A 22,859-nucleotide genomic window follows, 5' to 3' on the forward strand; every position below is an offset into this window, starting at 1 on the left:
GCCTGCTTATCCATTCCTCATGCGATTTCTAGAGGATGGATTCTTGACAGCCGGCAAGCGCTTCGCTTGGGATTCCATTTCCATGCAAAAAAAGCCCTGGAGGTTTCCGCCTCCAGGGCTTGCTGCGCTCGCGCTAACGTTATGGAATGACCTTCCATACGTTGGTGCCGGTCGGCGTTTCGCCTTGGGTCCACCATTTGGCCTCATAGTTGACACCGTTGTAGGATACCTTGTTTCCGCCTACATAAACCGTAGTCGCACTCCAGGCCGGATACGTGGTTGTGCTGCCGCCCGTCGTTTTGACCGTCACTACGGAAGAGGATGGAGATGCCTTACCCGAAGAGTCGATTGCGCTTACGGTAAAGCTGTAGGAAGTGCCGCTCGACAACCCCGTGTTCGTATAGGAAGTCGAAGTTGTCGTGCCTACCGCAACGTTATCGCGGTATACTTGATAGCTAGCCGCTCCCGCTACCGATGCCCAGCTCAAGGAAACGCTGTTGTCCGTTACGGCTGTGGAAGCCAGATTCGCCGGAGCGGGAAGTGCGCTGCCTCCGCCGAAATCTGCATCCGTCACATTGACGTAAGCGGTAGGCGCTCCGGAGACTTCCCAGATAGCCAGGATGACATGATAACCGGTTCTTTCGGGAACGTTACAATTCGTGGTGTAATAGTTGCTAGGGCTTGCACCGTTCAAATCCACCTGGCAGAAAGGCGTCAGGTCAAAGGAAGCTCTCGTCAGCGGGGCGTTCGGATTCCAGCCCGGCTTGGTGATGAAATACTTAAAAGTCGTTGTAGCATGTGCGGCGTTCAACTGCCATTTGAACGCCTGCGGGCCCGACGTCATAGGAACCTTGCTCCAACGTGTCGAGGTTTGCTCGTCAAGTTTGGGGAAGGTGTTACCGGCACTCGCGATGTGACCGTCGGCGGGGCCTCCGTTAGGAAAGCCTTTGCCCGCTTCGGCGCTTTGCGGCTCGTAGGAGGCTCCTCCACAATCCTTGTTCACGTTGTTTTTGCATAAAAGCGCACGGCTGGCGGGAACATCCAAATACCCGTGAGCCGAGCCGGTTTCGGGAAACAAGACCGTCAGTAAAGCGAGCATCAGCAGCATTCCGCATGCGGCAATCAGTTTTTGCAGCAAGGTTCCGTTCGGTAAAGCCAAATTCATCATTCATTCCTCCTCAGATTTGGGTTTTCAGCGCCAAAAGCGCTTACATTTCGTTAGTTTAAACGACATCACCTCCCTTAAAAGTCTAGCAGCGATCTTTGGTAGAAACATACATTTCGTGATTATATCTTCCATATTATAAGTCGGATTGGAGCAGATCACAATATTTTTCTAACAAAAAAAGGAGTTCCTGTAACGGAATGTCTCCTTTTCTGCGAGGATATACGGTTAAAGTATGATAGAAAAGAGCATTTGTACCTTCTTGAAGGAATACCTTCTAGAATACAATTTTATTCAATCATTTTCCAAGTATCCGCCTGCTGCTGGATATCCCACAATCGGGCGTACAACCCTTTCGCGGCCAGAAGATTGGAATGGCTGCCCTGCTCGACGATGCTGCCGTTATCCAGCACGACGATATGATCCGCACTTCGCACGGTTTTCAGGCGATGCGCAATGACGATGACGGTCTTGCCCTGTACAAGCCGGTCGATCGCCTCCTGAATGACGGCCTCGTTCTCCGGATCCAGCGATGCCGTAGCTTCGTCAAGCAAGACGATAGGCGCATCTTTGAGAAGCGCTCTGGCAATGGAAATCCGCTGCTTCTCACCTCCGGAGAGCGTACTTCCTCCTTCTCCGACAAGGGTGTCGTAACCGTTCGGAAGTTTCATGATGAAATCGTGACAGCAAGCCTGGCGCGCCGCTTCCTCGATCTCTTCCATCGTGGCGTTATTGCGTCCGAAGCGGATGTTGGCCGCAATCGTATCCTGAAACAGATATACATCCTGAAAAACCATAGATATTTTGCTCAGCAGCGCTTCGGGCTCCATATCCCGGATATTGTTGCCGCCCAGCAGAACCTTTCCCCCCGCAGGATCATAGAAACGCGCGATCAAGCGTAAAACCGTGCTTTTGCCGCTGCCCGAAGGACCTACAAGTGCCGTAAACGTACCGGCCGGGATGGACAGATTCACTTCCCTTAGCACCGTTTGCCGGTTATAACCGAATGTGACCTGCTCCAGCTCGATGTCATAAGCCGCCGGAGGCTGGCGTTTACCCGGCATAACCGGCTCCTGAAGAAGCCGTACGATGCGTTCACCCGCTTGTTCGTGATACCGGAATTCCGCATAATTTACAAGCACCGTGGTTAGCGGATCGTAAATCCGGGTGCCCACGATGAGAAAAGAAACGAACACGATCAGATCCAGGCTGCCTCCAAGGAGGAGATGAACGCCGACCATGATCATGAAAGTAAGGCCGGCGCGGATACAAGCAATCGCACTCAGGACGATCGGCCCGAGCAGCCCTTCAATCCGGATGCTTTGCCGCATCAGCTCCCTGAACGACAGGGTCAGCCTTGCAAAGCTCTCCCCCGTCATGTTGTAGGCCTTGATGACACGGATGCCGTTCAGATACTCCTGCAGACGGTTGGCGGCATCGATTTTGGCGCGCATATGGTTGGCGCCAAGCTTATGCTGAATTCCGGAGGTCAGCATCACGAGCGCGACTGCCAGCGGAAACGCGGCGAATAAAGCAAGCGCCATACGCCAGTCCAGAAATGACAATCCCGCAAGAGCGAGTACCGGCATAACAAGCGCGCCGATCATTTGCGGAACAAGATGAGAAATGCCATGCTCGACCATGGTAAAGTCGCCCATCATCATGTTTGCGAGATCTCCGGGATCGCGTTTGTTCAGATAACCGAGCGGCAGCTTGCGCAAATGCTCGGCCAAGCGCGTCCGCCCTTCCGCCGCGGCGCTGTAGGCTTGACGGAACTGGGAACGGTATGCCGGAACTTCGCTGGCATACATAAGGATCAGAGAAACGGCCATGCCTCCGCATACCCACCACAGCCGCTCTGTTTGAAGAGCGGTCCCGGGTGACGCAAACGGTTCGAAAATGAGCCGCGCAGCTTCCACTAGCAGGGCGAACGGAACAATTCCGATCAGATTGGCCAGCGTCGTATACAACACCGGCTTGATCAACGCGCGGGGGTTACCTGCCGTGATGTTGCGCAGTAAATCCATCGTTTGTCGCCTCCTTCTTCATGCCGATATGCCATCTTTCCGAATCCGTGTAGGTGCTCCACATTTTGGCATAGAGACCGTTAGCGGCAACCAACTCGTCGTGCTTGCCTTGTTCAGCAAGTCTGCCGCCGCTCAGAACGAGTATCTGATCCGCATCGCGGATCACATGAAGCCGGTGGGCAATGACAAGAACCGTCTTCCCCCGGATTAACTCTTTGAGGGCAAGCTGCATCTTATTTTCGTTCTCGGGGTCCGCGAATGCGGTGGCTTCGTCCAGTACGAGAACAGGCGCGTTTTTCAAGATAGAGCGCGCTACGGCAATCCGCTGTTCCTCGCCCCCCGACAGATAAACGCCGCCTTCGCCGATCCGGGTCTCGTAACCTTGGGGAAGCCTGCCGATAAACTCGTGGCACTGCGCCGCTCTTGCGGCCGCATACACGTCTTCCGCAGCGGCATCCGGCCGACCTACCGCGATATTGTTATACACCGTATCGTAAAAAAGAAAGGTCTCTTGAAATACAAAAGCGACCGTATCCATTAAGTCCGTAACGGTCATATCCCGCACGTCGACGCCGCCGATACGGATAGCTCCATCGTTAACGTCCCAGAAGCGGGGAACCAGATTGGCTACGGTAGACTTGCCCGCTCCGGAAGGGCCGACGAGCGCCGTTACCTGCCCTTGTCCGGCAGTGAACGAAATATTCGAGAGCGCTTCGCCGCTTCCGGCTTTAGCCTCATACGAGAAGCTCACCTTATCGAATGTGACGTCATATTGAACCGGCTTAACCGGGCGTTCGGGTTCCGGGATCGGTTTTTCCGCCAATAAACGGTCGATACGTTCTACCCCTTCGCCGATATCACGCAGGGTGGACATCAAGTACATAATCTTAAACATCGGAGCCGACACGCCCGGCGCCATCACAAGGAAAAACAGCAGCACAGAAGCGAAAGCGGCGTTGCCCGGATCGCGGCTGAGCAGAAATACCCCGACCGGCAGCACGAAGGCCGCGAACGAAACCAGAATCACTTTAAATATCAGAAAACCGTTCTGAAACTGGTCGGTGTATTTCACGCAGTAATCGCGATAGTAGATCATATCGGCATAAAACTTGCGGAAAGAATGCACTGTTTGCCCAAATACCTTCACGGCAGGCATTCCGCGCACATATTGAATCGCCGAGCCGTTTAATCTCTCCAGAGCGTCATGGTATTTTTTTACGTTCTTCTTCGTCTCCGGTCCTGTCATCAAAACGATTTGTACGCCGAAGCCGACCAGAATCGGCACGATGCACGCAAATGCCAGCCATACGTTTAAGTAAAACATAACGGTAATCATGAGAAGAGTTGACACCGCGACGTGAATGAGATCCGGCAGCTGATGGGCAACGAATGTTTCAATTTTCTCCACGTTCTGCTCCAGCGTCTTCTTGACCGCTCCGGTAGACGTGCCGTTCAACCAGCCTAAAGGCAGTTTTCCGATGTGGGAAGAGAGCTTGATTCGCAGGCCGTACAAAATCCGGAAGGCGGCGATATGGGATAACAACCCTCCCGCGTACATCAGAACAAGACTCCCGATCAGCCCCAGGAGAGCAATGATTCCCCAACGGACCATGAACGGACCGTCCGCTCCTGCAGGATGGGCCGCATGAACAAGCAGCTCTTTCAGGATAAAATAAACCGATATGTAGGGAATCAGCTGGCCGATCGCGCTAAGTGCGGACAATATGCCGGAGGCCGCGAGAAGACCTCGCTTCTCTCCCGCGATCTGCAGCAGCCGAGCCACGCCGGACTTGTTGCTCATAGTATCGCTCCTATTCTGTTAACAGTGGATTAATTCCCATTTACTGTCCGCTCATGGCTTTCATAATCTCGTCGATCGCCACGATTTTTCCGAGCGGCATCGGCCCGATAACCGAACTGTCGTCCAGGACAAATACACGGTTGTTCTTCACCGCTTTTAACCGGTTCCAGATCGGGTTGTCCTTCATCGAAGCCATCACACCGCCGGCAACGGGTTGGACATAGTTATTCACAACGAACAGATAGTCCGGATCGGCTTCCGCCAGTCCTTCCAGATTAAAATTTCCTCCCTGCTTAAACGCCTCGACCGGTGTTAATCCCAGATCTTCATAGAAAACCCGCATCCGGCTCATGTTGAAAGAAGTGAATTCCTTTCCGCTGAACATCGCGGCCAATACCGTCTCTCCGCGTTTTGACGCCAGCTTTTCTTTGTATTCGGCCGCTTTTTTCTCATAATCGGCAATGACGCTTTCCGCCTTCTCTTCGGCTCCGATAACTTTAGCGATGATCCGAAGCTGCGCTTTCCAGTCCTCACTGTGCGGTATAATGACAGTCGGGGCGATTTTGTTGTATTCGGTAAACTTGTTTTCATCTTCCGAGATGATCAGATCGGGGGATGCGGCCAGCAGCTTTTCCATACTCGCTTCGCGGCCAAGATCCAATACCTGCTTGCCTTCGAGCCGTTTCTTCAAATTCGGGAAACTGCCGATCATGTCCATCCCCTGTGAAGCGTGCGGCGGCTCGTCGAGTACGGTCAAATAGTCCAAATAAACGATATATGGAGTAGCTACTTTCTCCGGCTTCTTACCGATCTCAAGCGATCCTTTCGCATGTTGGATCGTACGCGGGAACGCCTCCTTCTCACCGGTCGTTTGTGCCGCGGTTCCGCTTGACGGGCTATCCGCTTCCGGGGAAGCGGTTTTCTCTGCGGGGGAACATCCCGTCAAAAGAAGAATAAACAGGGCCGCTGCCCAAAAAGGCAACGTAATCCGGCTGCGTATCATTGTGTGCAAACCCTCTTTCTTTATTGATAATGATTTTCACTCTCGATCAATCAACATCCTATACCAATTCTTGTTTCTTCTCCGCCTCCAGACGGATTTTAAAGCGGTCAGACGGATTTTTTTATCGTGCGAATCCAATAAAAAAACACCGGATGCAGGCATCCGGCGTCTCTTAAACGAATGAACGTACCGATCAAAAAACAGTCGAGGAACTCCGCAATAATTCTCCCGGATTAACCCCATAATGCTTGCGGAAAGCATCGGCAAAATAACTGGCATTCGTATAGCCCACGTAAGCCGCAGCCTCCCCCACCCGGAACCGGCCGCTCAGAAGCAATTGCTTCGCTTTTTCCAGTCTTTGCTCGCGCAAATATCCGAATACGGTCGTGCCGTAAACTTTCTTAAATCCGGCTTTCAATTTAAAATCGTTTAACCCTGCAAGCCGGGACAGCTCCAGCAAAGACGGCGGACACTCCATCCGTTCCAGCAAAATTTCCCTGGCGCGGCGAATCTTCTCCAGTTCGCTTCGTGTCATGGAAAACGCGGAAGGACCGGGTTCGTTTTCAAACAGAAGCTGTTGAAACGATAAGGATAGCATTTCAAGAACTTTACATTCCAAATGGATATTGCGGATTGCCTGGGAGTAAGGCATATGAACAAGCTGCCGGACCAGTTGGAGCATGGCGGGATTTATCGCTTGTCTGTACTGGCGGAAAGATTTCGCGCCGAGCAGACGTTGGAAATCGACCGTTCGGCCCTGATCGATGTTTTCGAGATAATAATTGAAAGACGATACCGGAATATAAATGCTCGCCGTTACGAGAGAGCGGCCGCCGACAAAGCAAAACTCTCCGGACCCCTGTCCCATAAGACCGAGATTAACCATATTCGGACATAGCGGAACCTCAAGGCCGTTAACTTGTCCGGCTCCTTCCCCTTCCAGACAGATCGACAGTTCCACCATCGGAATGTCGAACCGGAAATTAATCTGTGTGTTTTTATGTAACGTACAATTGGTGAGAACAATGATCAGTTCAGGTCTCGGTACGATGCGCAAAGCAAAACCTTCGCCTGCCGAATCGCTTCTCTCCATATTTTCCGTCCGGTTCAAAGAACGATAGAAAAAATCCATTTGATCAAAAAACTGATTCACGTTGTCATGAACAGATTCCGTCATACCTTTCCCACCATTCCGAATTTTCTTATCACTAGCTGTTTTAATGATATTGATAATCATTATCATTGTCAAGATGTTCAACTTCTTATTGATGACATGAACTTATCGTATATAATCAAAAAAGCCGCCCATTGGGCGACTTCTTTAAACGTGCGGGAAAGCTGATTACCGGTGACCGGAGAGCTGCAACAGCTCGGAAAGCCATTGCCGACGATCCCCTTCCGCCTTGGCGGCCATTTTCTTCAGCTTGTCCGTTCCGCCCCAGATCAAATAATGGATATGCTCCACCTCATAGTTCTGAAGGTCGCGAACCTGTTCAAGCAGCACCCTAAGGTGCGAGTCGTCTTCCATATCCGCTTTGATCTTCAGCTTCAGCGAATCCGTACTGTGCAGCATGCATTTCACCAGCGTAGGAATCGTTTCCGAGTTAACGCCATGCCGCTCGGCCAAAGCGACCGTGAAGTGGTTCTGAACGTACTGGTGTTCTTCGTCAACCTTCCCCATGTATTCTTCCACTAACGGAAAATAGGCCCGATCCGCCAAGCCAAGCCCGAAGACGGCATAACTGCCCGGCATGCAATTCTTTTCCCCTTCCGTATCCGCATACCATTCGAACGGTTCCATCGCCGCTCGGGCGTACTCCTCCAGCAAGGGATGCAAATTCCGATATTCCAGGGCTTGGGCGAAAAAGCGGTGTGTTCCCGACTTGGCCAGCCCTTTGACAGGCAGCCATTGTTTGACGCCGGATTTCAGCTTGAGTTGATAGCTTTTGGGAAAGCCCAGGCTTAGCAAGCGAGTCAGAAACCGCAGCGCACGCCCGTAGCTCTCCTCTGTTTCCTGCTTAATAACCAGGGTAACCTCGGCAAACACATCGTTGGCTGTGCATTCCACTAGTTCGTCGCGAGAGTAGACGTCTTCCTTGGCGAACGCGCCGCTGCCTTCCATGGTCAGACGTTTTGCCCTGGCACTTCCCAGCTCGATCGCGCAATTCAATATATCCAGTCCCGTGCTTCTGCTGTAGGAGGGTTCGTATTTCAGAATCAAGATTGCGGTATATAGAATAAGTTCGATCGGACCCTGCTCGGTATTTTCCAGCCGGGCCCCGCTTTTTTTCTTAAACTGTTTCTGAAACTCTGTCCCTACCTGATCAAAATAGCGGGGCAGCCATTGATCCTCCGCCCAATTCCGCAAAGCTACTACCAGACAATTCCGATGCTCCGCAAGATGTTTGTTTCCTTTGTTCACTTGTTGAATCTTCTCGAAAAGAGAAATGATCCGCGCGGCATCAACATCTGGAAACAGCCTCTCGTCCAACAGATGCCTGGAGAGGAAAAACGTCTCCAAAGGTTTGGTCGGATATTCTCCCGCTTCGAGCTTTTTCGCGACATAGAAAGAGATTCGTTCCAGCAATCGGTTCTTCTTCGCCTCGTCGACGTATTTATAAATACGAACGCATACCTCGCCTTCCCTCGTCTGGAATTTTCCAGTGAAAGTAAAATGATAATCGATTAAAGCAGGTGTCAGAACGTCCAATGTTTGCCCGATATAAGCGGCAAGTTCAGGAACGATCCGCTCCCGCACTAGTTCCTCTGTCAGGGTTTCCGCGGAATCGCCACGTCTGGCCGCAGCTCTCGGCACTGTAAAATCAAGATTATTATCCGACACGCTCGTCCTGCCATTGGCGTATTCCAGCAGAGCGTAATCGTGAATGCCTACCTGAAGCGAAGTGCGCTTCACGATTTGGTCCGCGTCCTTATCGCTAATATAGGCGGCCCATTTATCGATTTGCCGTTTCATTTCGTCCAGAATCGTTTCCGGAGTGTGATCCATGTCCATCTAATGCTCCTTTATTTGCGTTATAGATTGGTCTGCGTGCTCCCCTTTATCTGTTCAACGAAAAAAAGATAGGTATGCCGCCGTTACATTCATTCTGCCTAACTAGGCACATTTACTTTATTTTACTATACGATAACATCTAGCAGCAGGGCGATCAAATGAAAACGTGCCCGGTATCGATGACTTTGATGACACCTTCGACTAACGGAACATTAGCGTGCAGATCGTGGTCGGCAACCTTACCGCAGTGTGCTTTTTTGCAGCCATCTGTATTTAAACAAGCCGGCCTGCTCATATCCTTTTACAAAAGTACATTGGGGAGGCTTTGCATGGCGGATCTATTTGTTTCTCGTTCATTAGAGGAGATAAGGTTCTGGTCGCGCATTATGAAAGAGCATTCCTTTTTCTTACGCTTAGGTTTTAGATGTGAGGACACCCAACTGATCAATGAAGCAACCCAATTTTACCGTACGTTTGAAGCAATTGAGCAAAAAGCACTCTCTTTTCCCGAGGAAACCGATCCGGCAACAATCTATGCATTTAATCAAGAAGTACACACGGCTGTTTCTCATATTTGGGTTTTTAAACGAAAAGTACTCGGCCTTATTCTAACTTGCCGGCTGCCGGGTCAAACAAACTTCCCTCTTTTAGTGGATCATGTCAGCAGAGAAGCAAGATATTTCCGAAATCGGTTAGAAGAGTTGAATCAAGGGAAACTGGAACCGCTTCCGGATGCCATTATTGATGAAAATGTTTTTTTCTTACGTATTATGGCGGACCATGCAAAATTTATCGGTCATCTCTTAGACCCATCGGAACGAAAATTAGTGGATCAAGCCCGGGATTTTAGCCATGATTTCGATCAATTGTTGTATCAGGCAAGGGATATGGATTCTATGCGCCCGCAATCCCAGACAGTCCCCTTGTTAAACCAATTTCTTGATCAGAATCGAGTATCGGTTGCATCTCTGAAAGATTTCAAGAAAACCGCAAGAGATTTAATTGAACAATGTAAAATCAAAAGCATCATACATCCCTTATTAGCGGATCATGTTTTTCGTGAAGCAGAAAGATTTTTGGAGATTATTGAGTTGTTCGAGCGGTCATTAACAGGCATAAGCAGCAGTAACCGTGTACTTCATCATTAGTTAAGCAGTGTTATAAAGATAAAAACACCCCTAACAGCATCTCTGCTATTAAGGGGTGCTTTCCTTTCATGGCAAATCAACTTGCATCCATGATAGGCCGCTAAAAGCTGTCCTTATACGGATTTCTTGAAGGCTACGATGCGCAATCGGCTAGTGTCGACCATCCACTGACCTTCCCGCTCAAGGTATGGCTTAACTTTTGCCTCGATGGCTCGGAAGATGGACGCTTTGTCAGCTGGGGTGACGTCCCGGAAGAAATATTCGGAGAAACTGTCCAGCCATTTCCTAATTCCCATATCTCCCTTGAGCGGAGTGGGCTTGTCGAAGTGCTGAGCCAGCGTGACACGGAAGCCGGTCTGTTCCAGAAGACTGGCGTATTCGCCAATCGTGGGAAAGTACCACGGATTCCGTCCCGCCCACGCATACCCATGCTCCTCCAGCGCCTGCTCCATGGCGGCAGTCAGCAAGGCGACATTGCCGCTGCCGGCGAATTCGGCAACGAATCTGCCGCCCTCGCGGAGGGCCAGCCAAATGCTCCGGGCAACAGCTGGAGCATCTTTGACCCAGTGCAACACCGCATTGGAGACTACAGCGTCGAAGGGGACCTCCGTCCGGTAATGACAAACATCTTCCACCTGAATATTCAGTTCAGGGTACTTCTGTCTCGCCCGCTTCACCATTTCTTCCGACAAGTCGATACCTGTAGGGTTGGCTCCGGCGGCTGTGAGCTCAGCCGCTAGGTCCCCACTCCCGCATCCTACGTCCAGGATTAGCTCCCCGGGTTGCGGCATCAGCAAGGACAAGACCCCTTCTTCCGGTTTGACGTTAAAATACGGTTTAACACGGTACACTTCCGAGTTTGAGTGATTGGTACTGGGTTTGCTGCACATAGGATCAGTCTCCCTTTTTTAATAAGATGTAGATACAAAAAAATGAATCGTTCGATTTACTTTTATATAGAATTTACAGATATTTAATATCTATAATTAGTCAAATCTTACCTTAGCTTTGCCCTGCAAGGATCATACGGCTTGACCGGCTTCCATAAAAACATTACTCAGATTTAGTAAGGTGATCTCCTCCATTCTGTCTCGGCCGGTATCAGCGGTTGGTGCCTGTGGCGGATCAGTTGGATTTTCAGCGGTTTTCTCGGCACCCGATAATTGTGGACTTTGTGCATCCATAATAACCATAAACTCCTCGACCTGTCAATCATCTTTTGGAAGAGGCGTTTGACAAGCGAAGGGCCCAGACTTGCAATAACTTTGGAAATAGATTACTTTAAATCTGTTAAAGTTTGTCGCATAACAAGGCTTTTTGTCGAATGAACGGAAAAACCATATCGCGGGGAGAATTGTCATGGATATTACCCAAGATTTCGTGGATGAACGTTTTAAAACTTTTGTTCTGGACCGTTTTTGCGAGAATCGCGGACGGATTCAAACAAGCGATGTGGAAGGAATCGTCTCCCTTCAGCTTGCGAATCTGCGATTTTCCAGTCTGAAAGGGCTTGAACACTTCGCTTCTCTTGAAGAGCTTGATTGCTCGTTTAATCACTTGACGGAACTTGACATCAGCAAAAATGCAAATCTTACATTTTTGGAGTGCAATGGAAACAAACTGCATGTTCTGGATACAGGCCATAACTTGAAGCTGAAGAAGCTGTCTTGCAACAACAACGAAATCTATTCCATAGATTTGGAGGCCAATGTGCAGTTGGAAGCGGTGGATTGCAGTTTTAACCGCCTTAGGCATCTGGATGTCGGCCGCAATCCCATGATTACTAAGTTGATCTGCTCCTGGAATATGATTTCAGACTTGCATGTAGAGCAAAACCCCCACTTGCAGGAACTCAACTGCTCCTATAATTCCCTGTTCAATTTGGAACTGAAGCGGAATGCATCCCTCATGTACCTGGATTGCGGAAGCAATTATTTGATCGAAATGAATATAAAGGATGGCGCCGGCCTCGTTGAAATACGCTGCAACAACAATCATTTGAAGCATTTGGACGTATCTCAGTGCCCGGTTTTAGAAAGTTTAAGATGCTTCCAGAATCATCTTACAAGCTTGGATCTCAATCATAATCCGCTTTTGAACGAGCTATACTGCTCGGAAAATAAACTCACCGAACTCAATATCAGCTGTAACCCGATGCTGAAGCGGCTCGATTATGCCGATAATCTGATCGTCGAGCCGGATCATACAGTCAAGGGCATGGGAACTTTTCGATACGACGGCTCGTTATGTTCCTATCAAACCGCACTTCTCTATAAAGACAAGGAACTATCCGTTAGAGCCGATGTACCCGCCAAGGCGGATATGAAACGTCTGTCACCGGTAATCAAGAAGACCTGGGAACAACTGGATCAGCTCCATGAGCAGGCAGCAGACCTGATTGCCCATACACACCCTGACGAAGATGTTACCGAGCTAGTCCTTTCCGAGCTCGAATTCGATAAAGACGCCACCATTCGGATAGGATACGATGCAGGCGAGTCTCCGGCCGGACACCTGTACATTTACGCCGTTTTTAACCGTAAGCATGAACTGAGCAGTCAACTCGTATATGAAACTTATTAGTGAACCTGTAAGGGCCTTTGGCATTTTAAAATCATAAAAAAGCACTTATGCGGAGCCTGCGAAATCTCAAATTTATTACAGCAGGCTTAAGCAAAAGTGCTTTTCGTCTATAATTCATTCCTTCTCCTATCTTGTAATAAGCCTTTAGTCTTTTGGAAACTCACCATTCACAAAATTGTTCCTCGATCAGCGCCTCGAATGAATCCGCTATTAACTCCATCTCCCCGGTATCGTGATCACCGATAACAACCTGTCCGGACTGATTGATTAGAATCGGATTACCGGAACCATCCATGGAGATGACATAGCCGGTTCGCAAAACCTCTGCAAAGGGAAGCCCCTTAAATTGCTCCCGGAACTCCAGCGTCAAATCGACAACCGTTTCATTTCCGAGACTGGAGCCATTAGAGAATGCATGTACCGCAAGACCTGCGTACGCTCCCCCAAACGTCCGGATAAAATGCGAGTAGTCCTCATGAAAGCTTACATTCAGCTGCTGCTCTGCATGAGCAATTTCCTCTTGGCTCGCCGGACTGCCTACCAGTGTGCTATTATCTTTCCGGTGAAGGAAAGCCTTTAATCTCTCCATTAACGCCTCTTTCATAAGGAAATCCTCCCACCCTGCATTTTATACGATCAAATAGGACATAAATTGAGACTGATCCATTAAAAGAAACAGCGGCGGACCAAGACTTGAAAAATAAAGTCTTAGACTGCCACTGTTGTCATTCAACTAACGTTTCCCGTTAGCATACCTTCTGGAAACATTTCGTCAAAGTTGCACACTAATTTCTATAACAAAGGTAACCAAACAAACTACAAATACATATAGATGCCTATAGAGTTTTTAATGACTATGTACTTGTTCGGTGCATCTGTCGTGTCAATGCTGAACATTTTTAGAAAACAACTTCTCTATCTTCCCTGAACAGGTTGCAAACATTTCCGCAAGCTTATGCTGCGAGGGAGGTAAGTAATTTGCCGTTTAAACCACATCCCAATAATACTGCTATTGTAATCACAGACCCACAAAATGACTTTATGAGTCCTGGGGGAAGAGGCTATCATCTGACTAAAGGAACTATTGAACGAAACAATACTTTACAAAACCTTGAACTATTAATGAGAACTGCCATGAATAAGGGATACCAACTTTTCATATCGCCCCATTATTTATACCCACATGATTATGGCTGGCAATTTACAGGAAATGAACAAAATATGCTATTAGGTCTTAGAATGTATCAAGTGGCAAATGCGTACACACCACCGTCATTTGGAGCTGATTTTGTTCATTCTTTCAAACCTTATATTTTTGATAGAAGAACCGTCATTGCAACTCCTCACAAGGTTGCCAGCCCACAAACAAATGACTTGGAATATCAGTTACGACAACATAGAAAAGAGAAGATAATTATTGCAGGGGTGCTTTCCAACATTTGTGTAGAGTCCCATATGAGGCATCTAATCGAAACTGGTTTTGAAACAGCTGTTGTATACGATGCCACCGCAACAATTAGTGAAGAGGATTTTCAAGCTGCCGTTACCAATTATAAAGCATTTGCCAGTGCTACTTGGACGACACAGGAGGCTATTTCAAAATTATAAATCATCCCCAATGGTAATTTCCTATACAACTTGTCCGAACTGTCCCTTAGTGGTTGCTTGGTCAGAATAAGGGCTTGGAATAACGGATGAATTTAGATAGCACAACCCCCTCCAATCTGTTCGGAGGGGTTATTCTTGCTTGGCACAAACATAAAGGAGCCATTTCCATTCTTAAACTAAACTGCCCGTTTAACACCATCGCCAATCTAATACTTTATTTTCTTTGGACAATTGATGAACATGCACTGTTGAGATGTAACCCCCTTCTCCATAATTTCACCGAATTTCTTCCATGTGATCCATTCAGCCTATTGCAGCCGGGATAATATGATCCTTAATCAGTGTCCACCTGTCCCGGGGATGAGCGACGAATTCGGATGTAATTGCGATAACCAGGTCTTTTTCCGGGATGCAGCAAATGACATTTCCCCCGTCCCCTAGTGCCGAGTAAGCATAGACCCCTTCCTCTTCGCGCAGCCACCATAAATAACCGTAATTATTGGCGTTCATTGCCGTGGATTCGTTCACCCATGCCCCGGAAATAATCTGACGATGATTCCATAAGCCACGGTTCAAATAGAGAAGACCGAAACGCGCCATGTCACGGGGAGTTAGCGTAAGTCCCCATCCTCCGGTGGAATTCCGGTTCGGGTCTTGTACCCATCCTCTTACCTTCTCCCCGAATAAGTCCTCGAACCCGAACGATTTCATTTCATAATCGGGGATTTCTTTCATGCCGATAAGGTTAAATAACCGTTCGTTGGCGAACTCACGGGCACTTTTTCCCGTGCTGCGAGTGATGATGGCCGACAGCAGGTGCGCCCCTGCGGTGGAATACTTAAACGTTCCGATTTCCCCTTTTTGACCCAGCATATCCAGCGTATACTTGACCCAGTCAGACTGCATGCACATCTTGTCCAGCGGTTCGTGCCAATCCGCGAATGAATACGGAGCCGTCATGGTGAGAAGATGACGCAAGGTGATTTCCCTTTTCTGGCTATCGGAGGCATCGGGAACATAGTCGGGGAAGAAATCCAGAACCTTCTGGTCCACATGTTTAATGGAGCCTGTATCTATGGCAATGCCAATGAGGGCGGACAGGATACTTTTCGTTACCGATGCCACATGATGCGTATTGTCAGGGCCACAGCCGTTGTAGTAACTCTCGTGAGCAATAGCTCCGTTCCTCACTATAACCACACCGTTTATATTGCCGTACTCGGATTGGATGACAGGTTCAAGCTCTGCGAGCTTTTCAGGGTCCATTCTTAAGAGCGCCGGGTCTACCGCTTGCCATTCTGCAGTCGGCCAGTAAGTTGTTGGCATGATAAATACCTCCCAAGGATAATGTCAAGTCTTTCGGCTATTTTTTCTTTACAGGAAAATAAACCTCGGTCACAATATCGCCGGAATCTTTGGCTTGAGAAGGATCGGTTATATACACTTCGTAAGGGGATCTTACCACTTTGTATCCTTCATTCTCGATCCATTCCATCAGTCTGGCATATACCGAGGTCAAGTCTGAATAGGCACCCTGAAGAACGGACTTCGCGCAAAGCCCTCCGGGCATATCCCGAGTTCCCTTTACGAACTCCCCTACCGGGATGGCAAACTCCGTATCATTTCCGGCAGGATTGTATTCGGAACTGTGATAAATAGTCATTGGCTTGCCAAGCAGGGTGAGTTTTTCAACCGCGATCTTTTCATACAGTTTGCCGAAATAATTCTCATATCCCCGAACTAAGTCATCCCGGCTCATCATTTGACGCGTATACAGGATATTCACGGGCTGGGTTTCAACCAGCTCCACTTCTATCCGGTCAAGGTGGTACAGAATGGGCATGCCCTTCTGTACGTTTAAAATATCCGTGCTTATCTGGTTTAGGGTGTATTCAAAAGCAGTCAGCTTATCCTGGATTTCCTTTCGCTTGCGAGTAAGGGCGGAACAAAGCTTTTCTTCCGATTGATCTCCTTCCAATTCCAGCATGGCTTTGATTTCTTCCAGAGAAAAGTGATAAGATTTCAACCGATTGATCAAAAGCATTTTTTTAAGCTGCCTGATGGAGTAATACCGATACCCGTTCTCGGGGTTAATCTCATCCGGATGGATTAATCCGATCTCATCATAATATCGGAGCGTTTTTGTAGACACTTCGCAAATTTTCGAGAACTCCCCAATCGACAGCAAGAGGTCACCTCCCTTTTCCTGTTTTTTTATGGTTCATAGGATACTATCCTTGCTTTGTTCACCTTCAATGTACAGCTTGCCCTAGGGGCAAAGTCAACCGCAAAACGATTCGGCATTGGCTGTTCATGCCGCCTCTCTTGAGCCCCGAATACGGCAGCAGTGCCAAAGTGGCGAGGCTGGCGTTCAGCATCGTCGTCAAGTTCGGACTGCAGCCGTCTATCTTTACATGCTTACCAAAAGATTGCATAATGATCTATTATACCGTATATCCATTTATGTCCTATACTCATCCAAAGGAGAGTGTAATTTGTGCGTGAAACCTGTGTTCCCACCGGCGTGGCACTAAAAGACACCGGTTTTGGCTATACGTTGTCTTTAATAAGCGGTAAATATAAAATGATCATTATATATTGGCTGGCTGAGAACAAAGTGATGCGGCATAATGAACTGAAGCGAAGTATCGGAAGCATCTCCTTTAAAACTTTAAGCATCATGTTAAAAGAGATGGAAGCGGACGGGCTTATCCTGCGCAAGGAATTCCCCCAAGTTCCTCCGAAAGTCGAGTATTCCTTATCGGAACGCGGCCTTTCTCTCCTTCCGCTGCTAAGCATGATGTGCAAGTGGGGTGAAAACAATTGGCCCGATTCCGAGGCCGCACAGCGGTAGGCAGAAGGTATTTGTTTTAAAAAAAGAAGTATCTCCTACAAGGAAATACTTCTTTTTTATAGTTCAATATAATTGCCTCTTACAGATTATCGATAAACCTGACATAATCTTGTGCGCTTTTTTCCAAACCGTTTGCCGGCGATTCATTTTCCGAACCGGGTACATTTTCGCCAGATTCGGTTTCTGTGCCGTAATACGCAAAGAGCGAACGATAGTCCGCATCGCAGTATAGGAAGGTGATTTCAAAAGGGGATAGTAAATGTTGGAGCGTATAGCGGTATCTCCCCTCTTCCCTATAGTCCTCTTCTTTAATTGCGGCAGAAACCGCTAAAGCCGCTTTGCGATTCCTTAATTTATCGCCGTTGGAACCATAGGCCCATCCGTAAGTAAAAACATCGTCGAGCCACTTTTTAAGGAGCGGCGGACAATTAAACCAATACACAGGGAATTGCAGGACAAGGTTGCCATGCGATTCAATCAGCTGCTGTTCTCTCTTCACGTCTATGTTTCCGTCGGGATAAATCTTATGCAAGTCGTGTACCGTATATTTTTCCGGGTATTTTTCGAGTTCTTCTATCCATCGTTTATTGATGACGGATGTTTCCAGGCTCGGGTGTGTAACGATAACAAGAGTTTTCAGCATATTTTCCTCCTAACAGTGTATTTACTTCTTGAGTATAGAGTCCAACCTATAACTATGTAAGTACGCACTTTTAGTACATATACTTACAAAAAGGTAAGTGCCCCGGGTTCTATGGGTCCGTTCCCGTTGTTAAACCTAAAAAACCTTACCTGTCTTTATTAAGACCGGTAAGGTTTTTATTTAACGGTTTGAACATGAATTCCGCTAAGGTCAAGGCGTTGGCGTACCGCCGTTAGCGTTAAGGGTTTCTCCGCTGATATAGCTGGATTCCTGACTGGCCAAGAAGACAAAAGCCGGAGCCATCTCGGCAGGCTGTCCCGGACGGCCAAGCGGCGTATTCGTACCGAATTCCGCCAGCTTCTCGGTCGGTTGTCCTCCCGCAACTTGCAGGGGAGTCCATACGGGGCCCGGCGCCACCACATTTACCCGAATGCCCTTGCTCGCCACCTGCTGTGCGAGGGCTTTGCTGAAGGTGTTAATCGCTGATTTCGTAGTCGCATAATCCAAAAGAATCGGGGATGGTTTATACGCTTGAATGGAGGACGTGTTAATGATGGAGCCGCCCGGCTTCATATGTCTGATCGCAGCTTTGCAAAGCCAGAAGAGAGAATAGACATTTGTCTTGAAAGTGGCATCGAATTGTTCGGTTGTCAGATCCGCAATGTTCTCCACGAACTGCTGTTTGCCGGCCACGTTGGCAAGAATATCGATTCCGCCCAGTTTGTCTACCGCGGTCGCAATCAGCTTCTCGCAGTATTGCTCGTCCTTCAGATCGCCGGGAAAGGCAATGGCTTTACGTCCGGCTTCTTCGATCAGTTTGACGACCTCTTGCGCATCCGCCTCTTCCTCCGGCAAGTATGACAGCAGCACGTCAGCACCTTCACGGGCAAACGCAATCGCCGCCGCGCGGCCGATTCCGCTGTCGGCTCCTGTCACCACTGCTTTGCGTCCGGTTAATCGTCCGGTTCCGCGGTAGCTTGACTCCCCTGCATCGGGCACGGGAGTCATTTTCTTTTGGAGACCCGGCTCAGGCTGCTTTTGCTTCCATTCAGGTGTCGGCTTCGGATATTGAGCGGTTGGATCTTGCACTTTATATTGATCTTGTTCAGGCATAGTGAAGTCCTCCTCCTGGTCCTATCTGTATCAATCGGCATGCTGTAAAAAGTGTCTGACACTTCTCTTTGTAACCAGGATCGGGAGCATTTAAACGGTCGCCTCAAAGAATCCTGCCGTGCAGTTAACACCACGTTTCCTTTTTTTGTGCCCTGTTCCACAACACGATAGCGGCCTTTGGTCAGGCCCCGTTGAATACGGTGCAATGGGATTGCAGGACCGAAATCTTTTCCCTGAAAATAAAAAAATCCGCGGGTTCGCGGATGTCCGAATTTATTTTTTACCTTTCTGGCCCGTTATGACTGAACCATGAACTCAATGACCGGATACGAGATCACATGCCGATCACGGTACATCAGGGCAACAAGATCTTCTTTGGCACTCAAAATTCCATGCTGTAAAATAGCGGCCTTAAACCCGCGCTCAATCGCGCCATTGTATGTAAATAAGACGCAATTCCCGGCGTCAAAGCCTGCTATTACAACAAGGCCAATCTGACGGTCAAGCAGAATTTGTTCCAATTCGGTTTGCCAGAAAGCATTGGAGAACGTCTTCTTCACGATAAGGTCGTCTTTCTCCATTTGAATCTCGGGGATGAACTCAAGACGTTCCGGGCTGATCGTCCCGGCCTCTTCTACATCTTGGATATGAATGACCGGGTGTCCGCCGGAACGTAAAATTTGAGCGGTATGATTAATATACGCGCTTGCGGTTGACACCGGACGGTCTTGCAGGAATTCAATTTGCATATCGACGATTAAAAGTGCAATGTTCACCGCTTCACTTCCTCGCATACAGGGGTATTTTTTACTTTACTATAACAAAACGAGGCAAGAGTTGTACATTCATTTGTAGTGCCGCTATACAAGCAAACTAGCGTTCATTCATTTGTTCGGTTCGGCTCGGTAGAGAAGCAGTCCAAATGGTTGTGCAGCAGGGAGACGAGATCACGGCTGTCCTCATATTCCAGCCACTCCTCCAGGGAGTGCTGCCATATAGACCGCGACCTGGAAACGCATCTCATTGCGGTCCCTTGCCGGTTCGAGGCGGGAGCAGACGGCTTTGCAGATGGCCGGCTCGGTCTCCCGCAACGCAGTGTGCGGCGATGCCGTTGCCTTTTAACAAAAAAACTATTGCACGAATAACAGGGACGGCGGAGTCTGGCCTTGGTCTTTCACTCCGCAATCTTCACCATACGGCGGTAATGGGTGACGGTGAGCACAGCAAACACGAAGTAGACAAGCGTGTATACCGCCATGGCAATAGCTGCCGGGAAGGTAATATCCGACAACGTGAGCGCGGAGGCCGCTTTTACGGCGAAGATGGAATGCATTAGCCCGATCGCCAGCGGTACAGCGAACATAAACAGCTGCTTGCGGATAATGCCGCTCATTATTTCCCGTTCCCCGAATCCGAGCTGACGCAGAATCGTATAGCTTCTCCTTTCCTGCTCCGCCTCTGTGATTTGCCTGAAATACAGAATGCTGCCTGTCGCGATCAGAAAGATAAGACCGAGAAAACCTGCTGCGAAAATGATCAGTCCGAATTTATGAAGCGATTCCTTGAAGTACGTGTAGAAATCCGGCCTGTACTCGTCAGTCTTGACATATTTCGCATATAATCGGGATGCCGCTGCGCGTTCACTTTTATCCGCAATCCGGTAGGTGTCCAAGCGAATGGCCTCCTCCTCGGGAGAGGCTGACGTCTGCTCACGAACAGCATCCAGTGTCGTCTCCGGTACGACGAGTTGACGGCCTTTCACGCTGAAATTCATCGTATACCGGTCAACAACTTGGGTCACCCGGATGATGAGAGGAACTGCGCTTGTTCCCAAAACCATCGTTTGCGGAAGTGCAGCCGTCTCCGCCTCCTTGCTTAATACTCTCCTCTGGCCTTTATACCAGACGGCCTCCCCTGCCTCCGGCATGATTATATCGGTGCCGTCCGCCTGTATTTGTTCCGCCGAAAGCAGCAGAAGACTGCCCCCGTCCTCCCCTTCTTTGCCGGAAAGGCTTGTCAGCCGAACAGCCTCAACCGGTTGATGAACGTATGCATACCCGGCCTTATCCAACTCGGCACGAAACAACTTCGCATCCTGCTCATTGTTTTCAAAGATGAAATCGTAAGGCAGCATGGCCCTGGATTCACTCTCGGCCGAATAATATAACGAATAAGCGATTGCCACCATGGTCAGTGTCATTGCAGACAGTACCGTAATCAGCGTAAGAGAGCTCGCATTCCCTTTCATACGGTGCATAATCGGCGCGAGGGACAAGCTGTTTGTCAGACCGAGCTGTCCGTTCTTGCTCCTTCGAAACCGATCTAACAGCCAGCCGAACGTTACACGAAACACCAGATAGGTTCCAAGTATCGTCAAGGCGAGAACGACCGTTAGTTGCACAACGAGTTCACGTCCGGGCAGGCTGCCGGACAGCACATAGCCGGTTGTGATCAGCCCTATTCCGATCAGGCCCATCGCAGGGGCCAGGGCCGATTCGGGCTGTTTCGGCCGATCTCCTTGCCGATCCGCCTTGAACAGGTCGAGAAGCGCAGTTCGGTAAACTTTGAACAGCACTTGGATCACGGTAAGGCTGATAAGCACGGCAAACGCAAGAGCAGTTTGAATGGCGGCAGAGGCGGAGAAGGTGAGGGCTATTATGCTCTCGTTACCGATCAGTTTCATCAGAATCAGCAAAAAAAGCCGCGACCCTAGCGTGCCGGCGCCCATCCCAATCAGGAGAGCGCCAATGCCGAGGAGCACATGTTCAGTAACGAGCAATTGTCCCGCTTCTCTGCGCGTCAGGCCAACGAGCTGATACAGCCCGATTTCCCTGCTCCTCATTCTCAGAAATATGCTGTTCGCGTTGATCATAAAGATTGCCATAATCGCAAGCAGAAAAATTCCTGCCCCTTCAAATAACGATGCGAATTGAATATCGCCGAATGTCGCTGCCAGAAGGGAAGTATCGTTTTGCAAGGCAGCAAACACAAAATAAAGGGTTGCACTTGAACTAAGCGCGAAAAAATAAAGAGCGTACGGCTTGCTGTTTTTCCGCATACTGCGGATGACCAGCTCAAACAAGGTTAACATGGTCACCTCCAAGCACGGCCTGGACATTCAGGATGTCTTTGAAGAAAGCTTGCCGTGTCTTGCCGCCGCGATATAATTCGGAATACAGCATGCCGTCCTTCAGAAACACGACGCGGCTGCAGTAGCTGGAAGCTACCGGATCGTGAGTCACCATCATGATTGTAATCCTGCGCTGACGATTCAGCCTCTCCATCATTTCAAGCAGCGAGGAGGCTGATTTCGAATCCAGCGCGCCTGTCGGCTCATCGGCAAATACGATAGAAGGCTTGTGGATCAATGCGCGTGCCGCAGACGTCCGCTGCCGCTGACCGCCCGAAATTTCATGCGGATATTTATGGGCCAGCTCCAAAATGCCAAGATCTGCGGCAATTGCCTGATATTCAGCCTCGGCCGCTTCTTTCTTCATCTTTCCCAGCGAGACTGGGAGCAGAATATTCTCTTTTACGGTCAGCGTGTCCAGTAAATTGTAATCCTGAAAGATGAACCCGAACTTCTTACGCCGGAAAGTAGACAATTCCGTGTTTTTCATAGCCGAGATGTCCGCATTATCAACTGCTATTTCCCCTTCGGTCGGCTTATCAAGCGTCGCCAGGACATTGATCAACGTCGATTTCCCCGACCCGGAAGGCCCCATAATTCCGATAAATTCCCCTTCCAGCACACGTAAGTCGATGCCCCTCAGCACCTGCTGGACATGGCCCCGCGCGCCAAATGATTTCCGGACTTGCCGCGCGTGCAGCACGGTTTTTTGCAGATGGTTAGGATTCAACTCCACAGCCTCCCGTTCTGATCCCGCCATATATTTAGAAA

20 protein-coding genes are annotated in these 22,859 nt (G+C 49.1%); 4 read left to right on the forward strand and 16 right to left on the reverse strand.

What is annotated here, in order from left to right; genetic code table 11:
* Positions 1–139: 139 nt before the first annotated feature.
* The 6 genes from PCH01S_RS02815 to PCH01S_RS02840 form a co-directional block, all read right to left on the reverse strand.
* Complete coding sequence (locus PCH01S_RS02815) at positions 140–1,168, reverse strand: lytic polysaccharide monooxygenase (RefSeq protein ID WP_084706508.1); 1,029 nt, start codon at positions 1,166–1,168, stop codon at positions 140–142.
* Positions 1,169–1,455: 287 nt separating this feature from the next.
* A complete protein-coding gene (locus PCH01S_RS02820) occupies positions 1,456–3,192 on the reverse strand; it encodes an ABC transporter ATP-binding protein (RefSeq protein ID WP_042226609.1) in 1,737 nt (578 codons plus the stop codon).
* Entirely contained in the window at positions 3,161–4,993 is a 1,833-nt protein-coding gene (locus PCH01S_RS02825; protein ID WP_042226612.1) for an ABC transporter ATP-binding protein, read from the reverse strand. The genes PCH01S_RS02820 and PCH01S_RS02825 overlap by 32 nt, the downstream gene beginning before the upstream one ends.
* Positions 4,994–5,033: 40 nt before the next feature.
* Positions 5,034–5,996, reverse strand: coding sequence for an ABC transporter substrate-binding protein (locus PCH01S_RS02830; protein WP_042226614.1), 963 nt, complete (start codon positions 5,994–5,996; stop codon positions 5,034–5,036).
* A 193-nt stretch (positions 5,997–6,189) separates the two neighbouring features.
* A complete protein-coding gene (locus tag PCH01S_RS02835) occupies positions 6,190–7,173 on the reverse strand; it encodes an AraC family transcriptional regulator (RefSeq protein WP_042226615.1) in 984 nt (327 codons plus the stop codon).
* Positions 7,174–7,338: 165 nt separating this feature from the next.
* A complete protein-coding gene (locus tag PCH01S_RS02840) occupies positions 7,339–9,009 on the reverse strand; it encodes a DUF6138 family protein (protein ID WP_084706509.1) in 1,671 nt (556 codons plus the stop codon).
* Between the two features lie 329 nt (positions 9,010–9,338).
* Here PCH01S_RS02840 and PCH01S_RS02845 point away from each other — a divergent pair, with 329 nt between their 5' ends.
* Entirely contained in the window at positions 9,339–10,157 is an 819-nt protein-coding gene (locus PCH01S_RS02845; RefSeq protein WP_129112508.1) for a DUF2935 domain-containing protein, read from the forward strand.
* 113 nt (positions 10,158–10,270) lie between these two features.
* On the opposite strand, the gene PCH01S_RS02850 is transcribed toward PCH01S_RS02845, so the two are convergent.
* Both PCH01S_RS02850 and PCH01S_RS30165 read right to left on the reverse strand, forming a co-directional pair.
* Positions 10,271–11,047 carry a class I SAM-dependent methyltransferase gene (locus PCH01S_RS02850; RefSeq protein ID WP_042226616.1) on the reverse strand — a complete coding sequence of 259 codons (777 nt, stop codon included), beginning with the start codon at positions 11,045–11,047 and terminating at the stop codon, positions 10,271–10,273.
* A 132-nt stretch (positions 11,048–11,179) separates the two neighbouring features.
* Complete coding sequence (locus PCH01S_RS30165; RefSeq protein ID WP_164977140.1) at positions 11,180–11,341, reverse strand: hypothetical protein; 162 nt, start codon at positions 11,339–11,341, stop codon at positions 11,180–11,182.
* A gap of 175 nt (positions 11,342–11,516) precedes the next feature.
* Here PCH01S_RS30165 and PCH01S_RS02855 point away from each other — a divergent pair, with 175 nt between their 5' ends.
* Positions 11,517–12,740 carry a leucine-rich repeat domain-containing protein gene (locus PCH01S_RS02855; RefSeq protein WP_042226618.1) on the forward strand — a complete coding sequence of 408 codons (1,224 nt, stop codon included), beginning with the start codon at positions 11,517–11,519 and terminating at the stop codon, positions 12,738–12,740.
* Positions 12,741–12,900: 160 nt separating this feature from the next.
* On the opposite strand, the gene PCH01S_RS02860 is transcribed toward PCH01S_RS02855, so the two are convergent.
* Positions 12,901–13,344 carry an SMI1/KNR4 family protein gene (locus tag PCH01S_RS02860; RefSeq protein WP_042226620.1) on the reverse strand — a complete coding sequence of 148 codons (444 nt, stop codon included), beginning with the start codon at positions 13,342–13,344 and terminating at the stop codon, positions 12,901–12,903.
* A gap of 374 nt (positions 13,345–13,718) precedes the next feature.
* Between PCH01S_RS02860 and PCH01S_RS02865 the strand changes: the two genes are divergently transcribed.
* Positions 13,719–14,348 carry a cysteine hydrolase family protein gene (locus PCH01S_RS02865; RefSeq protein WP_053228632.1) on the forward strand — a complete coding sequence of 210 codons (630 nt, stop codon included), beginning with the start codon at positions 13,719–13,721 and terminating at the stop codon, positions 14,346–14,348.
* 303 nt (positions 14,349–14,651) lie between these two features.
* Here PCH01S_RS02865 and PCH01S_RS02870 read toward each other — a convergent pair whose 3' ends face one another.
* On the reverse strand, positions 14,652–15,674 hold the full coding sequence (locus PCH01S_RS02870) for a serine hydrolase domain-containing protein (protein ID WP_042226622.1): 1,023 nt from the start codon (positions 15,672–15,674) through the stop codon (positions 14,652–14,654).
* Positions 15,675–15,711: 37 nt separating this feature from the next.
* A complete protein-coding gene (locus PCH01S_RS02875; protein ID WP_042226623.1) occupies positions 15,712–16,536 on the reverse strand; it encodes a MerR family transcriptional regulator in 825 nt (274 codons plus the stop codon).
* 309 nt (positions 16,537–16,845) lie between these two features.
* Here PCH01S_RS02875 and PCH01S_RS02880 point away from each other — a divergent pair, with 309 nt between their 5' ends.
* The gene (locus PCH01S_RS02880) at positions 16,846–17,202 is read left to right on the forward strand and encodes a winged helix-turn-helix transcriptional regulator (protein ID WP_042226625.1); all 357 of its coding nucleotides are present in this window, start codon (positions 16,846–16,848) and stop codon (positions 17,200–17,202) included.
* Between the two features lie 79 nt (positions 17,203–17,281).
* Here PCH01S_RS02880 and PCH01S_RS02885 read toward each other — a convergent pair whose 3' ends face one another.
* From PCH01S_RS02885 to PCH01S_RS02905, 5 genes are all read right to left on the reverse strand, one after another.
* Positions 17,282–17,842: an NAD(P)H-dependent oxidoreductase gene (locus PCH01S_RS02885; protein ID WP_174446785.1), complete on the reverse strand. Its 561-nt coding sequence runs from the start codon at positions 17,840–17,842 to the stop codon at positions 17,282–17,284.
* A gap of 213 nt (positions 17,843–18,055) precedes the next feature.
* Positions 18,056–18,958, reverse strand: a complete 903-nt coding sequence (locus tag PCH01S_RS02890; protein WP_042226629.1) for an SDR family oxidoreductase — start codon at positions 18,956–18,958, stop codon at positions 18,056–18,058.
* Positions 18,959–19,254: 296 nt separating this feature from the next.
* Positions 19,255–19,734 carry a cysteine hydrolase family protein gene (locus PCH01S_RS02895; protein ID WP_042226631.1) on the reverse strand — a complete coding sequence of 160 codons (480 nt, stop codon included), beginning with the start codon at positions 19,732–19,734 and terminating at the stop codon, positions 19,255–19,257.
* A gap of 398 nt (positions 19,735–20,132) precedes the next feature.
* Complete coding sequence (locus tag PCH01S_RS02900; protein ID WP_042226634.1) at positions 20,133–22,049, reverse strand: ABC transporter permease; 1,917 nt, start codon at positions 22,047–22,049, stop codon at positions 20,133–20,135.
* Positions 22,033–22,818, reverse strand: a complete 786-nt coding sequence (locus PCH01S_RS02905) for an ABC transporter ATP-binding protein (RefSeq protein ID WP_241688690.1) — start codon at positions 22,816–22,818, stop codon at positions 22,033–22,035. Before PCH01S_RS02905 ends, PCH01S_RS02900 begins: the two co-directional genes overlap by 17 nt.
* Positions 22,819–22,859: the final 41 nt, after the last annotated feature.

Origin of the sequence: Paenibacillus chitinolyticus NBRC 15660, assembly GCF_000739915.1 — a bacterium.
In the GTDB taxonomy this organism is placed as follows: domain Bacteria; phylum Bacillota; class Bacilli; order Paenibacillales; family NBRC-103111; genus Paenibacillus_F; species Paenibacillus_F chitinolyticus.

Excerpts from the sequence above, each read along its gene's own strand:
- PCH01S_RS02825 (WP_042226612.1), bottom strand. The coding sequence starts at position 4,993 with ATGAGCAACAAGTCCGGCGTGGCTCGGCTGCTGCAGATCGCGGGAGAG.
- PCH01S_RS02820 (WP_042226609.1), bottom strand. The coding sequence starts at position 3,192 with ATGGATTTACTGCGCAACATCACGGCAGGTAACCCCCGCGCGTTGATC.
- PCH01S_RS02890 (WP_042226629.1), bottom strand. The coding sequence starts at position 18,958 with ATGCCTGAACAAGATCAATATAAAGTGCAAGATCCAACCGCTCAATAT.
- PCH01S_RS02835 (WP_042226615.1), bottom strand. The coding sequence starts at position 7,173 with ATGACGGAATCTGTTCATGACAACGTGAATCAGTTTTTTGATCAAATG.
- PCH01S_RS02870 (WP_042226622.1), bottom strand. The coding sequence starts at position 15,674 with ATGCCAACAACTTACTGGCCGACTGCAGAATGGCAAGCGGTAGACCCG.
- PCH01S_RS02840 (WP_084706509.1), bottom strand. The coding sequence starts at position 9,009 with ATGGACATGGATCACACTCCGGAAACGATTCTGGACGAAATGAAACGG.
- PCH01S_RS02900 (WP_042226634.1), bottom strand. The coding sequence starts at position 22,049 with ATGTTAACCTTGTTTGAGCTGGTCATCCGCAGTATGCGGAAAAACAGC.
- PCH01S_RS30165 (WP_164977140.1), bottom strand. The coding sequence starts at position 11,341 with ATGGATGCACAAAGTCCACAATTATCGGGTGCCGAGAAAACCGCTGAA.
- PCH01S_RS02815 (WP_084706508.1), bottom strand. The coding sequence starts at position 1,168 with ATGATGAATTTGGCTTTACCGAACGGAACCTTGCTGCAAAAACTGATT.
- PCH01S_RS02860 (WP_042226620.1), bottom strand. The coding sequence starts at position 13,344 with ATGAAAGAGGCGTTAATGGAGAGATTAAAGGCTTTCCTTCACCGGAAA.
- PCH01S_RS02830 (WP_042226614.1), bottom strand. The coding sequence starts at position 5,996 with ATGATACGCAGCCGGATTACGTTGCCTTTTTGGGCAGCGGCCCTGTTT.
- PCH01S_RS02855 (WP_042226618.1), top strand. The coding sequence starts at position 11,517 with ATGGATATTACCCAAGATTTCGTGGATGAACGTTTTAAAACTTTTGTT.
- PCH01S_RS02845 (WP_129112508.1), top strand. The coding sequence starts at position 9,339 with ATGGCGGATCTATTTGTTTCTCGTTCATTAGAGGAGATAAGGTTCTGG.
- PCH01S_RS02850 (WP_042226616.1), bottom strand. The coding sequence starts at position 11,047 with ATGTGCAGCAAACCCAGTACCAATCACTCAAACTCGGAAGTGTACCGT.